Raw genomic sequence first — 15,278 nt, 5'->3', positions numbered from 1 at the left:
GGCCCCTTACCGCTCCGGATAGCCCAGGGTCTGCGCGACCTGCGACAACAGCGCGAACGGCTCGGCCAACGGCTTGGCGTAGTGGCGCCAATGGCCGAACGCGAAGCGCTGCGTCCCCAAAGCCACGTCGGGTGGCACCCGGATTTCTTCGAGGCCGAGGCCGCCGCCGACTTCGGCGGCGAAGGCTTCGACATTCGTCAACGCATGATCGGTAGCGACGATCTTGTGCGGCTGCAGGTTGTCCTTGCGCAGCGCGACCACGTGCTGCAGCTGTCGCGCCATCCACAGCGCGGCGTCGGTCGGCGAGGCGATGCCGTAGGGCAGCGTGCTGCCGAACGCCAGCCACTCCAGCAGCATGTCGCGCGGGTCGCGCAGCGCGACCATCACGATCGCGCCGGGCTGCAGCGGGCGCAGCATCTTCAGGAACGCGTTGTCCCAGAACGGCAGCCAGTCGATGACGATGCCATCGCGGATCCCGCGCGCCGGCAGCGCGGCATGCCATTCGGCGAGCAGGCGTTCGGGCGTCAGCCTGCCGTCGTTGAGCGCGGCGATGGTGTCGGGGTTCTGCATCGGGTCCTGCGGCGGATTCGGTGCGAAACGATCCGCGCACAGCGGATAACCGGCATGGCCGATCACCGCCGCCACTTTCTCGACACCCGAACCCGGCAGGCCCCACAGATACGCCACCGGCGGCGTGCCCGGCACGGCCGTGGCCGCATCCGGCCAAATGCCGCCGACCGGGCCGGCGGGACCGGGACTCGTGAGCGGCCAACGCGCGGCGGCTTCGCCGGCGTTGAGCGCGATCCACGTCGCCACGGCTTCGGCATGGCGACCGGCGCGATCCTGCGCATAGCCGAGCCAGGGCATCACTCCGCGTTTGGCTTCGTCATCGCCTGCTTTGGCGATCAGTCCCTCGATGTGGACGATGGCGGCTTCGGGCTGATCGCGGATCATGCGATCGAGCACGCGCATCTCGGCGCTGGTGCGGCCCGGTTCCACTTCGATGATGCGCTGCGCGAGCGCATCGACCGCTTCGGTATCGCCGCGCGCCTCGTGCAGATGCATCGCCGCTTCGAGCGCAAGCACGTGCTCCGGCGTGGCCGCCAGCCAGCGGTCGACGACCGCCTTGGCGCCGTCGCCGCCTTCGGGCTCGAACGCAAGCCGCAGTTGCCACAGCCGCACCGCTTCCGGGTGACGCTCCAGCGCGATATCGAGCGTCGTGCGGGCATCGGCGACATCGCCGGTGCGGCGCCAGATGTCGGTCGCCAGCGACCACGCGCGCGGATCGCGCGGATCTTCGGCCAACGCTTCGCGCAGACGCTGGATGGCCGATTCCTGGCGACCCATCGTCATTTCCAGTTCGGCGGTCATCCGCTTCAGCGCAGGCGTGGCGGTCGCGGGGTTGTCCAGCAGCGGCTGCAGCGCTTCGAGCGCTTCGTCGGGGCGCTGCTGCTGCAACAGCACATCGGCGAGCAGGCCGCGCAGGCCCTGCATGGCCGGCGAAAGATCGATGATCTTGCGGAACGCCTGTTCGGCGAACGCGAACTGGCGCTGGTTGAGATGCGCGAACCCCAGCGCGTACAGCACCTGCAGATCGTTGGGCATCTGCTCGGCGGCGCGGATCAGCAGCGTCTGCGCGCGCGCGCCGTCGCCGCGACGCAGCGCGATCATGCCTTCGAGCGTTTTCACCCAGGCGTGATCGGGCGAGAGCCGGGCGGCGGAGCGCTGCAGGCGTTCGGCTTCGTCGATCTCGCCGCGTCCGATCGCCATCTGCGCCTGCAGGATGTAGGCCGGGAACTGGTTCGGGTCGAGATCGAGCGTGCGCGTCAGCGCGGCCTGGGCTTCGCCAAGCTTGTGCTCGTTGAGCAGGAAGCCGGCGCGCTGGAAATGCAGGTTGGCGTCTTCCGGCGCCAGCAGCACCGCGCGTGCGATCGCATGCTGCGCGGCGGCCTGGTCGCCGTTGGCGCGTTCGGCATGGGCCAGCAGCGCGTACGCGTGGGCATCGTGCGGGGCTTCGGCCACGGCCACGCGGGCCAGCGTCAGGGCTTCGGCGTTGGCGCCGCGCCGCAGCGCGGCGAAAATTCGTTCTTGCATGGGAGGTTCTGGGACTGCGGGGCCGGGCCCGGAAGCGTCTAGTGTAACGCCGCAGGGAATGCGCCCTCCGGAAACAGTGCTCAGGTATCGGCGGTCAGGTATCGAACGCCGCCGACAGCCGCTGCGCGACCCAGCGCTCGGCATAACCGTCGAGGCGCGCGGTTTCCAGAAACCCGCAGTGCCCGCCCCAGTGGGCGATCTCGATCAGCGCCGTATCCGGCAGGCGCAGCGCGTGGAATTCTTCTACCGGAATCACCGGATCGTCTTCGGCGGTCAGCAGATCGGCCGGCACATCCAGACCCGCAAGCCGGTCGCCTGCGATGGCGTAACCGTTGAAATAATCGTCGAGCGTGTCGAAATCGGTGTGCCGCTCGACCATCCAGCGGGTGAGTTCGCGCATCTCGAGCTTGAGCACGCGGTCGTCGAAGTCGTAGTACTGCGGGAAGCGGTCGCGTTTGCGGCGCAGCGATTCCCGCCAGCTCTGCTCGAAGTAGCGCAGATACACCGGAATCCCCTGCTCCAGGCGGGTCATGGTCACGGCTGGATCCAGCACCGGACACACCGCCGCCACCCGCGCCAGCGGCAGCCCGGCCGCATGCGCACGCATCGCCACGCGCAGCGCGAAATTGCCGCCCAGCGAATAGCCCGCGACCACCATCGGCCGCGAAGACCCCGCCAGGAAGCGATTCGCGACATCCGCCGCCGCATTCACCACTTCGTCGATGCGGTTGGAATGGAACAGCGCCTGGTTCAGATGATGGGTGTCGCCGTGATCGCGGAAATTGAGCCGGAACACTTCAAAGCCGGCGCCGAGCAGATGCGCGGCGGTCATGCGCATGTAACTGGATTCGACGCTGCCCTCCCAACCGTGCAGCAACAGCGCCAGCCCGCGCGGCTGGGTGCCGGGCAACCGGCTGTGCACGCCTTCCAGACGCACGCCGTCGCCGCCATCGACGATGTACGGTTTGCTGATCGCGCCGCTGCGCCGCAACAGCAGCGCACCGCGCGCGCGACGCAGCGGACTGGTCGAAATCAGCGACTGCAGATGCGGGCTGCGCAGCCACAGCGGTGGGCGATAAGCGGACGGAGATGTCCTCATCCGATCAGGACATACGCCAACGGCGGCAGCAGGATCGCCGCGAGCAGCAAGAGGATGCCCGGTCGGCTCAGCCGGAGACTGCGCGCGAGCAGCAGCGATACCAGCGCTGCGAACAGGAACGCCCCGGCGGCGATGGCGAGCGCGTAGCCGCCCTCGGCATAACCCACCACGCCGTTGCGACCCTTGACCGCAATGCCGCCCTGCCACAGATCGAACCAGCCATAGCCGATCAGGAACAGGATCAGGATGCCGATGGCCAGACGTTCGGCGGTGGGGTCGTGGGATCTGCTCATGGTTCGCAAGGACCTGCTGTATGACGACATTCAAGTCCGTCGGCGCGGATGCCGCAACTGCGTAGCGTGGTCGCCAGCCTCACGACCCCATCGCCTCCACGATCCGCGTCCTGGCGGTGTCGGCCAGACGACGGCGGCCCTCGGCATCGCCGGGGAGAATCGGTTCGAGAAAGACCACTTCGGCGCTGCAGCCGGGTTCCCCGAGCAGGCGCAGCAGATTGGCGGCGAAACTTTCGGTCGGGCCGAACGCCACCACCGTCTGCCGCGAGCCGCCGACGCCGTAGCGCAGCGCCACCGGCTGCACCGGCACCCCGGCTTCCACCGCGGCGAGGAAGATGCGCGCGTGGAACGGGCCGACTTCCTCACCGCCGCGGGTGCGGCCTTCCGGAAACACGCCGACCGCGCGGCCATCGCGCAGCCGCGCCAGCATTTCGTGCAGCACGCCACCGAGGGATTCCTGGCTGCCGCGCTGGTGATAGATGGTTTCGCCCATGGTCGCAAGCCAGCCGACCAGCGGCCAACCGGCGATCTCGCGCTTGGCGACGAAGCCCATCATCCGATAGCTGTGCAACGCGGTGATATCGATCCAGCTGACATGGTTGGCGACGAACATGACTGCGCCCGGCAGCGGCGTGCCGATACGGCGCATGCGGAAACCGAACACCCGCATCAACCCGCCCTGCCACCAGCGCACCATGCAGTGACCGAGGCGGTCGTCGCCGATTCGTATCGCGGCGAACGGCGGCGACATCAGGATCAGGGTGATCGGCAGGTGCACCAGCGCGTGCCACATCAGCATCGGCGTGCGGATGAGATAGCGCAGCGGTCGTGCGGCGCGCGCGATGAGAGGGGCTCCGGTCATCGGGCGACCATACGGAAGCGGATTAGAGCTTTGCATACGGGCCCGGTCAGCTGCGCTGCGCGATGACGGCGAGGGTCAGCCGCGAGATGCAGACGAGTTGGCCGAGCGCGTCCTCGATCCGGATCTCCCAGACCTGGGTGCGACGGCCGATATGCAGCGGTCGCGCGGTGCCGGTGACCCGACCCTCGCGTACTGCAGCCACATGGTTGGCGTTGATCTCGATGCCGACGCACAGCTCGCCGGGCGCGACACACAGATTGCCCGCGCTGCTGCCGAGCGTTTCCGCCAGCAGTACCGAAGCGCCGCCGTGCAGCAGGCCATAGGGTTGGTGGGTCCGCGCGTCCACCGGCATGGTGCCGCGCACGAAATCCGGGCCGATCTCGGTGAAGACGATGCCGAGCGATGCCATCGCGGTGTCGCGGGACATCGCATTGAGATCGTCGACGGTGGCTGTGCCGCGAAACAGGCGCGGCGTGGGGGATTCGGGTGTGGTCACCGCATCAGGATAACCGAGGCCGACAGCGGCGGTCCGGCCGCAGGCGCATGGGAGAGAGGACATGCGCGTTGCGGCCGGAGCTCCGGGGACGTGGTTTGCGGCGTGGATCGAAGGTTCAGCGGCATTGGAAGCGGGTCTGGCCCCAATCGCTGGTGTAGCGTTTGTAACCGCTGCTGGCGCCGTAGCCGATGCCGGAATCGCGTGCGCGATAGCGGCTGGGCTGGGAATGTCGGGAGGTGGACTCGGCGCGCGACGGCACGTTGACCGGCGTGCGCGGGGCGAGCGTGACATGGGTGCGAGGGGCGTTCATGACGAAGCAGTCCTGGAAACAGATGTGCGGGGGAGTGACGAACGGGTATTGCCGGTAACGCCGGGGAAGCAGACGCTGATCAGGCGCAGCGGAAGCGGATCTGGCCCCAATCGGTGGTGTAGCGCTTGTCGGTGCCGTAGCCGCTGCTGGTGCCGTAACCGATACCGAAGCTGGGGGTCCGGTAGCTGTGGCGGGCTTTGGAGGCAAAAGCGACGACGTTGTCGTGGCTGCGGACGTTGGATTCGGTGGTCTGGGTCTGGGTGTTCATGGCGGTGTTCCTGAGTGGGTGTGAATTGGTGTGTTGGTAAAGTACAACACCTATTGACCAAAACAGATGTGCCGGAAGTCACCCAGCTCCAGTCATGGCAACAACTCATTGTTTTGATTGTATTTTCATGGCCTGTCAGCCGACGAACGGTCGTGAGCTGAGTCTTGGGCACGCCACTGTCAGGTGCCGATTCGCGCCAAAACAGGCCCTAAACGGACTGCTGTGCAGGGTTTCGGGCCGCCTTGCGGCGTTCGAGGGCTTGCGAGGCCATGGCCGGATCGATTTCGGCCGTTCCAAGAGGCGACCGGATGGGTCGCCATGGCGGGCTCGAGCCCGAGACCCCGGATCATGTCCGGAGCAGGCCAAGCTCTACAGAATCGGAGCCAACCCGGCGCCAAAGGCAGTGAAGATCCGGGTGAGCGGCCGGATCACCGGCGCGACTTCGGGGAAGTCTCCCACCGGCGTGTAGCAGCGACGGAAATGCGGGTCGCGCGGCGAGATGGGCTGTGGACAATCGGGCCCGGGCGTGAATTCGTAGCTGGTGGCGTAGCGCACCGGCCAGAAATCGAACAGCGGCAGCAGCTCGGACACTTTCGCCAGCGAATACTCCAGCCCCGAGAACACCGGCGGCTTGTCGCGCCGCGCGATCATCCAGGCGTTCGCCGGCAGCGTGTCGCGTTCGATACTCGCGGCGAGCACGCGCGCGAATGTCGGATCGTCGATCACCACCACCGACTCGGTGTTGTAGTTCTCCCCACGCGGGTCGAAATTGTGGGTGCCGATCACCGCGACGCGTTCGTCGATCACCATCGATTTCGCATGCAGGCCGAAGCGCACGCCGCCGCGCTGCAACGGCACCGGTTCGTTGGCGCCGCGCTTGGAATAACGCAGCGCCGAATACTCGCGCGCCAGCGGAATCGGCCGATCCGGCGAACGGCTGCCTTCGGCGCCCGCGCCAAGCGATCCTCCCCGGGACGGTCCCGATCGTGATGCGCCCGATCCCGAGGCGCCCGAACCCAGGACGACGGCGGTGCCGTCGGCGTGCCATTCCACGCCGACGGTGCCGGTCGCTTCCACGTCGATCGGCGCGTCCTGCGGAAACGGTTTGAATTCGTAGATCTCGAACTTGAAGTCGCGCAGATAACGGCGCTTGTATTTGTACGACAGCGCGTAGGGAATGAAGGCGTCGGTGGCCGCCAGGCTGTTGGTCGACACCACGACCCGCGGCGGCGACTCGCGTTGCTGCAAATCGCTGAACAGGCGCTGCGCCGGCTTCGACAGGACCAGATAGGGCGTCTGCAGCAGCACGCGATCTTCGGCGGAATCGATCAGCTCGCGCAGCAACTGCGACGGCGTTTCGGTGGTCGGCACCGACCCCGCGTGTTTTCCTGGCGCATCGCCGATATAGCGCAGGCTGCGCACGGGAATCGCCGCATCGACCAGACGGGTGCGCACCAGCGCGGCGTCGTCGGCGTCGCGGCCGATGAGTTCGATCCGGCGCGGCTGCTCGGGTTCCGGGTGTTGCACCGCCGGCACGCCATCGCGCAGGACCAGTCGCCCGACATCCAGCAAGCGGGTGAGCGGCCTGCTCAGCGGCGCATCCCAGAACGCATCGAAATTCGCGGCGATCTCGGCGATCGCCGGCCCGGCGACGAGGATGTCGCGATCGCGGAAGTTGTAGCTCGTATCCCAATCGTAATAATCGTTCTGGTAATTGCGTCCGCCGGTGATCGCCACCTGTCCGTCCACCACCATCAGCTTGTTGTGCATGCGCTGATTGAGCTTGCGCCAGCAGCAGGCCGATGCCAGCGCGTACATCGGATAACTGATCCGCGCGCGTCCAAGCACCGGGTTGTACAGGCGCATCTCGAAATTCGCGTGCGCACCGGCCAGCGCCGCCAGCGTGTCGACGCGGCGCAATGCGGCGAGCTGGTCGACCAGCAGCCGCACCTTCACGCCGCGATGCGCAGCGGCGAGCAGTTCGTCGAGAACCAGGTGGCCGGCGTCGTCCTCGTCGAAGATATACGTCTGCACGTCGATGCTGCGGGTCGCGCCGCGGATCAGATCCAATCGCGCGAGCAACGCATCCTGGCCATAGTCGAGGATCAGCGCGTAGTGCTGCGGACGCGATGGTTCCGTGGACGGCATCGCGGAGGACGCGATGTCCGGCGCCGGTGGCGCATCGGCCGTGGCCTGCGCTTCGCCACCGGCACGCAGGCCCAGCGCCAGCAGCGGCGATGGCCGCGCGCAGGCATCGGCGCGTCCACAGGTGTTCTCGGTACTGCGCGCGGCGGCCACGAGCGTATCCACCCGCGCCTGGTCCTTCGTGGACAAGCGCGTGCACGCGACCTGCGCCAATGCGAAGACCACCAGCAACATTGCGCGCGTCGCGGTCATTCGGCGTCCTCGCGCACGCGCAGTCGCAATGTGAAACGCACGCTGTCGGAGACCGCCAGCACCCATCGGTCGACGCCGTAATCGGCACGGCGCACGCTGCCGCTGGCGACCACATCGCAGTCGACGGCGGGGCGCGCGCAGGCACTGGGCTGGATCGTGAAGGTCTCGCGCCGGGTCACGTCGCGGATGGTCAACTGGCCGGCGAGCTTGCCGCCATCGGCGACCAGCGCGGGCGCATACGGTTCCGATACGAACTCGACCTCGGGAAACCGGTCGGCCTCGAAGAACCCGCGGCCACGGGTCATGCCGGTGTAGCTGGGATGACCGACGATCTCGACATCCTTCGACGACAACCGCAGCCGCACCCGTTCGTGGCCGTCATCCAGGGATTCGATACTGCCGCTGTAACGCGGGAACCGCCCCCGAAGCACCTGGCCCCAGCGCGTTTTCAGGGTGAAGCCGATCTGGGTGTACTGCGGATCGATGTCGGCGGCGTGTGCGGTAAGGCTGGTGGCCGCAGCCAACGCACAGGCGCACAGGGAAACGGAGACTGTCGCGAAATTCACGGCCACCAGAAAGCGGAGAGGCTGGCGACACCGGGTTCGACGGTGACGTCGAGCGGAAAATTCAGCACCACCACGCTGCCCGGCGGCATGCCGCGGTAGTCGCCGGACTGTCCGCTGTGCATCAGCGCGGCGAGACGTTCCAGACCGGGGTTGTGACCCACCAGCATCAGCCGCTCGACCTCGCGATGCTCATCGACCAGTTCGGCCAGCGCGCCCGGCGTGGCCTCGTAGATGCTGTCGACCAGCCGCTGTTCGACGAAACCGATCGCGCCCAGCACCGCTTCCAGCGTCTCGCGCGTGCGCCGCGTGGGCGAGCACAGCACCCGATCGGGCGCGAGCCCCTGCCCGGCCAGCCAGCGTCCGGCGGCCTCGGCTTCCGCCAGTCCCTCCGCAGACAGCGCGCGATCGACATCGGATTGGCCGTCGCTGACGGGTTCGGCGTGGGCGTGGCGGAGCAGGATCAGGGTTCGCATGTGCGCGTCGGTCTCTGGCCGGTGGAATATCAGGCAGCTTAACGCGAACGGCCGGGATTCGGGATTCGGGGAAAGCCTGCCATCTCTCGCGTAGGAGCGACGGAAGTCGCGACGCTCTACGGGAAGACTTTCCTCCGCCTGTCGCGACTTCCGTCGCTCCTGCGAAAAGCTCCTACGAAAAGCCGGGGCCGCACTCTTCAGCCGATCACTTCCGGCAAGCGCCGCAGGGCATCGCGGAAGAAGATGCGATCGGCCGGCGTCAATTCGCGCAGGCGCCGACGCAGCCGTGCGGCGGCTTCGGTGCTGCGCTGCGGGTCGCCGTCGTGCGCTTCGTACCAAGCCACTTCCAGCAGGATGTTGGCGCGCTGCAGCGCATCCAGTTGCACGCGCCCGGCATCGATGTCCGCCTGCATCGCCAGTGCCAGCGCGCGCCAGCTCGGCCATTCGATCGACAGCGTGACCGGTGCGATCAGCGCGCGGAACTCCGCCGGTGCGATCACCGGCCAGCGCCGGAACACGTCGGCGCGCGGATGCGCCGCGTCGGAACCGCCGCCGCGCACCATGCGCAGCAGATAGATCAGATTCCAGCAACCGCCGCCCACGCCATGCCGTTCGCTGAGCCACGCGGCGAGTGCGATCCAGGTCAACGGATGGCCATCGTCGCTGGGCACGTCCAGACCGCAACGCTGGAACAACCACAGCGACCAGCCGAGGTTGCTCGCGGTGGACGCGGCGGCATCGAACAATTCGGCCTCGTTGGCCAGCGACAGCGCCAGCCGGTAATAGCGCAACGCGGTGCGCGCCGCTTCGGTGCGTTCGCCAAGGTCGGAACGCTCGTCCAGCGCCAGCGCGCGATGGATCAGCGCCTGCAGGTTGGCGTGCTCGCTGCGCACCCGGGGGTGGTACTGGAACAGGCCGAACCAGCGCGGGTCCTCGGTGGCCTGGCGCAGGATCTGCCGCGCCGCCTGCGGGTCGCGGCCGGCATAGGCGCACCAGGCCTGCACGATCGCGGCCATCGCGCCGAGCCATGCATGCTCGGGCGCCTGCTCGTCGTGCCAGTGGCGATCCAGCTCGGCCAGCACTGCGCGCGCGGCATCGGCGTTGCCGGCGCGGCGCCAGACCATCGCCTGCTGCAGCAGCGCCAACGCCTGCAGCCAGGGATCGGGCGCCAGTGTCTGCGCACGCCGATACCCCGCCAGCGCACCGTGGTCGCGATCCAGGATCAGCCGGCCGTCGAGCATGTCGCGGCGCGCGCCGGCCCAGGCATGCCAGTAGGCCGGACTGGCGCTGCTGGCATCGCCCAGCACGACGGCGGTGCGGGTCGCGTCCGGCGTACCGAGCCAGGCGATCACCGCGTCGAGCCCGGCCGGCGCACCGTGGAGGCTGATCTGCAGCCGTGCCGCTTCGCCTTCGCCCAACCAGTACGGGCCACGATTGCGTCCCGCCAGCGGCAGCAGATCGGGATCGCGGCTGCGGTCGGTGCCCCAGCCCACGCGCAGGCCCCAGCGCGCGAAATCCGCATAGGCGCGGCTGATCACCATGCGCAGATTGCGCGCGTTGGCGAACTGCTCGCGCAGTTGGGTCTCGCGGACCCAGCCCGAACCGTCGCCCGACTGCGCCGCCAGCCACAGCCGCAGCAGGATCCACAGCGACTGGTGGCGCACCGGCTGCCCCTGTACGCATGCGGGTGCCGCCAGTTCGATGTCGATACGGTCGGGCTTCGTACGAATGGGCTTCACACGATCTTTCTGCTTGCGATCGGGCGTGGTGGCGGGCTTCGTGCGGCTGGTCGTCATCGGTCGAGTCTGGCATGCGGCGGCGGTGCGGTGACGGACGTTACAGGAGTGACGCGCGCAACGGTACGCGCTGTTGGAGACGGTCCGGTGCGCTCGCCACACTGCGGCCTCACCCATCCACTGGAGCCATCCATGTCGTGCAACATCCGCCCGCAGATGTTCCTCGCCGCCTTCTTGGCGACGTTTTGCCTGGCTCCGCTGGCGGTACCGGCGGCCCAATCCACCTCGAAGCCGGCCGCCGCGAAGACCACGACGATCGCGATGCGCTTCGCCAACTACGGTCATGCCGGGACGTGGCTGCTGCAGCGCGACGGCGGTGCCCCGCAGGTGCTGCACGGCGCCGACCGCGCCGCGATGCCGCTGCGGCCGGCCTCCACCTTCAAGGTCTTCCTGGCGCTGGTCGCGCTGGAGACCGGCACGCTGCGCGGCGCCGACGAGGTCGTGCCCTGGGACGGCAAGCGCTATCCGAAGCAGCCCGAGTGGGAGAAGGACATGGCGCTGCGCGAAGCGATGCAGAGCTCCAGTGAGAACTACTTCGGCACGCTCGCCGACCGCATCGGCCACGACCGGCTGGCGGTGTGGGTGTCGCGCGCGGACTACGGCAACGGCCGCATCGGTGAAGTTCCGGCCAAGGCCTGGCTCGACGGCGTGCTCACCGTGACCGCCCGCCAACAGCTTCAGTTCGTCGACCGCCTGCGCCGCAACGACCTGCCGTTCTCGGCCAAGACCATCGAGGCGGTGAAGGCGGCGATGCTGGACGAGACCATCGGAGGCCGCCGCGTCTACGGCAAGACCGGCACCCTCCCCGATAACGCGTGGTGGATCGGCTGGGTGGAAGGCGGCTGGGTGGAAGGCCACAAGGCACCCGCCGCAAGCTTCGTGCTGGGCATCGACCTGAAGACGCCGGACAACCGCATGAAGCGGGTCGCGCTGGGCAAGCAATTGCTGCGCGCCGACGGTCTGCTGCCGCCGAGGTGAGCAGCCGGGCGGCGGCCCGCTTCGGCCGTCGCCTCCCTGCGGCGCTCAGCCCTTCTTCAACCACTTCAACAGCGGCGCCCAATCTTCCTGGTGTTCGCGCACCTGCTGCGAGTGGTAGTCGAACAGGCTGCGGCCCAGACCGACCAGCATCACGTACGCCTGGCTGTCGCGCAGTTGCGCGACCACCGGATAGGGCCATTGCTGCAGCAGATCCACCGCCTGCTGCGAAGCGTTCGTCCACGGCTTGAGCCGGTTGCCGATCAGGCCCACGCGCAACTGGCCGCGACGCACGCGCGGGTGCTTGGCGATGGCGTTGAGGAAGGGCACGGTGGCGTCGATATCCAGCGTCGACGGCAGCACCGGGACGATCAGCGCATCGGCGCGCTCGAGGAATGTTTCGAGGCTGTCGGCGGTCGCCCCTGCCGGGGCGTCGATGACGGTGCGCTGCACGTCGTCGGGCACCAGCTTCTGCCAGTTCCTGCGGGTACCGTCGATCGGCAGCACTGCGGTTTCCAGATCGGACCGGCGTTCGGCCCAACGGGTCGACGACCCCTGCGGGTCGGCGTCGATCAGGACGGTGCGATGACCGTCCAAAGCCGCTTGCGCGGCGAGATGCGTGGCGATGGTGGTCTTACCCACCCCGCCCTTCGAGCTGGCGACCAGAACCGTTTTCATCGGCACCTCCGCAGTGAAGAGCCCGCAGCTTATCACCGGAATCGCGGCGCGCGGCGAGCCCTCCGGAAAGGGTTGGCAAGCGAATCAATCACTTGGCGGTGCCGTGCCCGCCCACGACGCGGCTTTGCTATCGTTTTCGCTGCTTTCGGCGGATTTCCGCCTCTCCAGGACCCCATGAGCGGCTTGCAGGACCTTGTGGCGCTGATCCGCGCCGACACCCCACTGATCGTGATCGAAACCCCGGACGAACCCCGGGTGGTCGAACTGTTCCGGCAATCGCTGATGCACGCCTGGCGCGCGTTGTACCGGTGGTCGATCACCGAAGGCCTGCGCCGCATCGACATGGACCGCGAGGACGAAGCCGAAGGCGCACCCGACGCCGGCTCCACGCTGCAGGCGATCTACCGGTCGGACCAGCGCGGCGTGTTCCTGCTGCTCGATTTCGCGCCCTACCTGAAATACGCCGGCACCCAGCGCCAGGTCCGCGACATCCTGCAGCGCCGCAATTGCCTGCCGCACGTGCTGGTGCTGGTCGGCAACAAGGTGGAACTGCCCGAGGACCTCGAAGCGCACGCGGTGCGCTACCGCCCGAAACTGCCCGGCAGCGAAGCGCTGCTGAAGATGGTCAAGGACGAAGCCGCCGCCTACGCCCGCGAACACGGCGGCAAGCGCGTGGAGGTCGACCCCGAAGCGGTGAAACAGATCGTGCGCAATCTGCGCGGTCTGTCCGAAACCGATGCCCGCCGCATCGCGCGCCATCTGATCTTCCGCGACGGCGTGCTCAACGCCGACGATCTGCCCGAACTGGCGAAACTGAAGTTCGAGCTGATCAACCGCAGCGGCCATCTGCATTACGAATTCGACCCGGTGAAGCTGGACCACGTGATCGGCGCCAAACGCGTGAAGCGCTGGGTGGAACTTCGCCGCAGCGCCTTCGTCGAAGGCAACGCACCGCCGGGCCTCGACCCGCCGAAAGGCCTGCTGCTGCTCGGCGTGCAGGGATGCGGAAAATCGATGCTCGCCAAAGCCATCGCCGCCGGTTTCGGCGTACCGCTGCTGCGCCTGGACTTCGCCGCGCTGTACAACAAATACCACGGCGAAACCGAAAAGAACCTGCGCGACGCGCTGGCCTCGGCCGAACAGCTCTCGCCCTGCGTGCTGTGGATCGACGAACTGGAAAAAGGCCTCGCCAGCTCCGGCGGCGAAGACGGCGGCGTGTCGCGCCGCGTGCTCGGCACCTTCCTCACCTGGCTGGCCGAACGCAAATCGCCCGTGTTCCTCGTCGCCACCGCCAACCAGGTGCAGGACCTGCCCGCCGAACTGTTGCGCAAGGGCCGTTTCGACGAAATCTTCTTCGTCGATCTGCCGAGTTCGGAATCGCGCACCGAACTGTTCGCACTGCATCTGCGTCGTCGCAGCGTTGAAGCGGAAGGCTTCGACCTGCCCGCACTCGCCACCGCAGCGGACGGCTTCTCCGGCGCCGAAATCGAACAGGCCATCGTGGCCGCGCTGTACGCCGCCCACGCCGCCGGCCACCCGCTCAGCGATTTCCAACTGCGCGCGGAGTTGAAGAACACGCGACCGCTGTCGGTGTTGATGGCGGAGCAGGTCAATGAATTGCGGGAGTGGGCTTCGGCGCGGACTGTGCCGGCGGATTGATCGGACTGCCCCCAAGTCTACCAGGGAGCAAAATCAGAAATTTTTCACAATCGTCTTCATGTTTTTCATACAAAGAATGACGGCTTAAATCACGCACACCGCTCCAGCATTAAAGGTCAAAATGCTTCTATGAGATATTTTTTTATTATTGGAATTTGAGAAAGCCCAAAGAATACGTAGATTGCCGCATATCCAAAAATAAACAAAGGAATAACCTTTCTAGTCTGGAGAATATTTACAGGGAAAGGCAGTTTGTATCTTTTGTTGTCCACAAATACTTCACCGTAATCAGTCAATCTCTCCATTGACCCGCGAAGTATATTCAAGCCCTCTGGTTCCGCTCGCTTTGCCTGCTCTAAGCGAAATAGAAAGTAGTAGTTGCTTCTCTGGTAAGTGACATACCAAGGCAGCCAAAATATGAATCCCATTACGGATGCGGCCACCACACCCCAATGAGGCTTAGACTGCGCCGTAAGGCCGACCTCTATTGCATACCTGGCAAAAATGCCGAGAAAAATTGAATTGGTTAGTACAAAAGACTGGAATGGGCCCCACACGATAGTTTGGTGATACTTCACCATGTCGAGCAGTAATCGATATCTCTCTATTTTCTCGATTTCTTCTCGATACAAATTTTCATGGTCTTTTTGTAAAACATTCAATGCTCACCCCCTGCTTGATTTGGTTGTTTTTTAATTACTCAATAAAATCATTCCAAGATTCTCACCACTGTTATATTTTCGCAAACCTGTTAAAAGTTACAGGTTGACATCCAAACAGTGCAGGGCTGGCTGCGAACGAAGCACCGCATCGCGCGTACGGATGTCACACTGGAATACCTACGATTTTCGATCAATGAACGACAGTTTCATTGCAGGCGGGTCGAGACCCGCCCTACTCACAATGCTGCGCACCCGCTCTCATCCGAAGTCCATGTTGTCACGGCAGCGTAGGCCCGCCATAAACGAAGCAGCTTGCACACGCGCGGAATTCACGCTGAGACGCCTACGTTTTCCTGCCCGGCTTTTAAAAAAATCCCACCCCAACCCTCCCCGCTGCGCGAAAGGGAGGGAGCCAAAACATCACGTCTGGAATCGCGCCAGCAAATTCATCACCGCATAGGGCAGGCCTTGGCCTGAGGTGTCCCTATTCTTTCGGGCATTTCAAAAAACGTCGTCATCCCCGCGAACGCGGGGATCCAGCGACTTTCAGCTTCTGCGCAGCGCAAAGGCACTGGGTTCCCGCATTCGCGGGAACGACGGGTAAAAAGAGCGGTGACTGCCGATCAATCGATCCGTTTGATGTTCTTGAG

At 66.0% G+C, this 15,278-nt stretch carries 15 protein-coding genes; 2 read left to right on the top strand and 13 right to left on the bottom strand.

Translation table 11 applies throughout. The annotated features are described in order from the left end of the window. Nucleotides 1–6 precede the first annotated feature (6 nt). From HOP03_08765 to HOP03_08715, 11 genes are all read right to left on the bottom strand, one after another. Nucleotides 7–2,094, bottom strand: coding sequence for a tetratricopeptide repeat protein (locus tag HOP03_08765; GenBank protein ID NOT88263.1), 2,088 nt, complete (start codon nt 2,092–2,094; stop codon nt 7–9). 94 nt (nt 2,095–2,188) lie between these two features. Continuing rightward, on the bottom strand, nt 2,189–3,193 hold the full coding sequence (locus HOP03_08760; protein NOT88262.1) for an alpha/beta fold hydrolase: 1,005 nt from the start codon (nt 3,191–3,193) through the stop codon (nt 2,189–2,191). After that, on the bottom strand, nt 3,190–3,486 hold the full coding sequence (locus HOP03_08755) for a hypothetical protein (GenBank protein ID NOT88261.1): 297 nt from the start codon (nt 3,484–3,486) through the stop codon (nt 3,190–3,192). The genes HOP03_08760 and HOP03_08755 overlap by 4 nt, the downstream gene beginning before the upstream one ends. Before the next feature lie 79 nt (nt 3,487–3,565). Further along, nucleotides 3,566–4,348 (bottom strand): 1-acyl-sn-glycerol-3-phosphate acyltransferase, encoded by a 783-nt coding sequence (locus HOP03_08750; protein ID NOT88260.1) that lies wholly within the window; start codon nt 4,346–4,348, stop codon nt 3,566–3,568. A 46-nt stretch (nt 4,349–4,394) separates the two neighbouring features. Further along, nucleotides 4,395–4,907, bottom strand: coding sequence for a hotdog fold thioesterase (locus tag HOP03_08745; protein ID NOT88259.1), 513 nt, complete (start codon nt 4,905–4,907; stop codon nt 4,395–4,397). 52 nt (nt 4,908–4,959) lie between these two features. Continuing rightward, complete coding sequence (locus HOP03_08740; GenBank protein ID NOT88258.1) at nt 4,960–5,154, bottom strand: hypothetical protein; 195 nt, start codon at nt 5,152–5,154, stop codon at nt 4,960–4,962. Between the two features lie 79 nt (nt 5,155–5,233). After that, entirely contained in the window at nt 5,234–5,422 is a 189-nt protein-coding gene (locus HOP03_08735) for a hypothetical protein (GenBank protein NOT88257.1), read from the bottom strand. Nucleotides 5,423–5,791: 369 nt separating this feature from the next. After that, nucleotides 5,792–7,819, bottom strand: coding sequence for a phospholipase D family protein (locus tag HOP03_08730; GenBank protein ID NOT88256.1), 2,028 nt, complete (start codon nt 7,817–7,819; stop codon nt 5,792–5,794). After that, a complete protein-coding gene (locus tag HOP03_08725; GenBank protein ID NOT88255.1) occupies nt 7,816–8,385 on the bottom strand; it encodes a polyisoprenoid-binding protein in 570 nt (189 codons plus the stop codon). Before HOP03_08725 ends, HOP03_08730 begins: the two co-directional genes overlap by 4 nt. Next, complete coding sequence (locus tag HOP03_08720; GenBank protein NOT88254.1) at nt 8,382–8,858, bottom strand: histidine phosphatase family protein; 477 nt, start codon at nt 8,856–8,858, stop codon at nt 8,382–8,384. The genes HOP03_08725 and HOP03_08720 overlap by 4 nt, the downstream gene beginning before the upstream one ends. Before the next feature lie 197 nt (nt 8,859–9,055). Next, nucleotides 9,056–10,654 (bottom strand): hypothetical protein, encoded by a 1,599-nt coding sequence (locus HOP03_08715; protein ID NOT88253.1) that lies wholly within the window; start codon nt 10,652–10,654, stop codon nt 9,056–9,058. Nucleotides 10,655–10,786: 132 nt separating this feature from the next. Between HOP03_08715 and HOP03_08710 the strand changes: the two genes are divergently transcribed. Further along, entirely contained in the window at nt 10,787–11,632 is an 846-nt protein-coding gene (locus HOP03_08710) for a class D beta-lactamase (GenBank protein ID NOT88252.1), read from the top strand. A 45-nt stretch (nt 11,633–11,677) separates the two neighbouring features. Here the strand turns inward: HOP03_08710 and HOP03_08705 are convergent, their stop codons facing one another. After that, nucleotides 11,678–12,307 (bottom strand): ParA family protein, encoded by a 630-nt coding sequence (locus HOP03_08705; GenBank protein NOT88251.1) that lies wholly within the window; start codon nt 12,305–12,307, stop codon nt 11,678–11,680. Nucleotides 12,308–12,481: 174 nt separating this feature from the next. Between HOP03_08705 and HOP03_08700 the strand changes: the two genes are divergently transcribed. Then, nucleotides 12,482–13,966 carry an AAA family ATPase gene (locus tag HOP03_08700; GenBank protein ID NOT88250.1) on the top strand — a complete coding sequence of 495 codons (1,485 nt, stop codon included), beginning with the start codon at nt 12,482–12,484 and terminating at the stop codon, nt 13,964–13,966. 116 nt (nt 13,967–14,082) lie between these two features. On the opposite strand, the gene HOP03_08695 is transcribed toward HOP03_08700, so the two are convergent. Beyond that, nucleotides 14,083–14,628: a hypothetical protein gene (locus HOP03_08695; GenBank protein ID NOT88249.1), complete on the bottom strand. Its 546-nt coding sequence runs from the start codon at nt 14,626–14,628 to the stop codon at nt 14,083–14,085. Nucleotides 14,629–15,278 lie beyond the last annotated feature (650 nt).

Origin of the sequence: Lysobacter sp., from assembly GCA_013141175.1 — a bacterium.
Classification (GTDB): domain Bacteria; phylum Pseudomonadota; class Gammaproteobacteria; order Xanthomonadales; family Xanthomonadaceae; genus Lysobacter_I.
This window is presented reverse-complemented; position numbering and strand designations above follow the sequence as displayed.

Excerpts from the sequence above, each read along its gene's own strand:
- HOP03_08765 (NOT88263.1), bottom strand. The coding sequence starts at position 2,094 with ATGCAAGAACGAATTTTCGCCGCGCTGCGGCGCGGCGCCAACGCCGAA.
- HOP03_08730 (NOT88256.1), bottom strand. The coding sequence starts at position 7,819 with ATGACCGCGACGCGCGCAATGTTGCTGGTGGTCTTCGCATTGGCGCAG.
- HOP03_08755 (NOT88261.1), bottom strand. The coding sequence starts at position 3,486 with ATGAGCAGATCCCACGACCCCACCGCCGAACGTCTGGCCATCGGCATC.
- HOP03_08760 (NOT88262.1), bottom strand. The coding sequence starts at position 3,193 with ATGAGGACATCTCCGTCCGCTTATCGCCCACCGCTGTGGCTGCGCAGC.
- HOP03_08710 (NOT88252.1), top strand. The coding sequence starts at position 10,787 with ATGTCGTGCAACATCCGCCCGCAGATGTTCCTCGCCGCCTTCTTGGCG.
- HOP03_08715 (NOT88253.1), bottom strand. The coding sequence starts at position 10,654 with ATGACGACCAGCCGCACGAAGCCCGCCACCACGCCCGATCGCAAGCAG.
- HOP03_08740 (NOT88258.1), bottom strand. The coding sequence starts at position 5,154 with ATGAACGCCCCTCGCACCCATGTCACGCTCGCCCCGCGCACGCCGGTC.
- HOP03_08745 (NOT88259.1), bottom strand. The coding sequence starts at position 4,907 with ATGTCCTCTCTCCCATGCGCCTGCGGCCGGACCGCCGCTGTCGGCCTC.
- HOP03_08720 (NOT88254.1), bottom strand. The coding sequence starts at position 8,858 with ATGCGAACCCTGATCCTGCTCCGCCACGCCCACGCCGAACCCGTCAGC.
- HOP03_08705 (NOT88251.1), bottom strand. The coding sequence starts at position 12,307 with ATGAAAACGGTTCTGGTCGCCAGCTCGAAGGGCGGGGTGGGTAAGACC.
- HOP03_08735 (NOT88257.1), bottom strand. The coding sequence starts at position 5,422 with ATGAACACCCAGACCCAGACCACCGAATCCAACGTCCGCAGCCACGAC.
- HOP03_08750 (NOT88260.1), bottom strand. The coding sequence starts at position 4,348 with ATGACCGGAGCCCCTCTCATCGCGCGCGCCGCACGACCGCTGCGCTAT.
- HOP03_08700 (NOT88250.1), top strand. The coding sequence starts at position 12,482 with ATGAGCGGCTTGCAGGACCTTGTGGCGCTGATCCGCGCCGACACCCCA.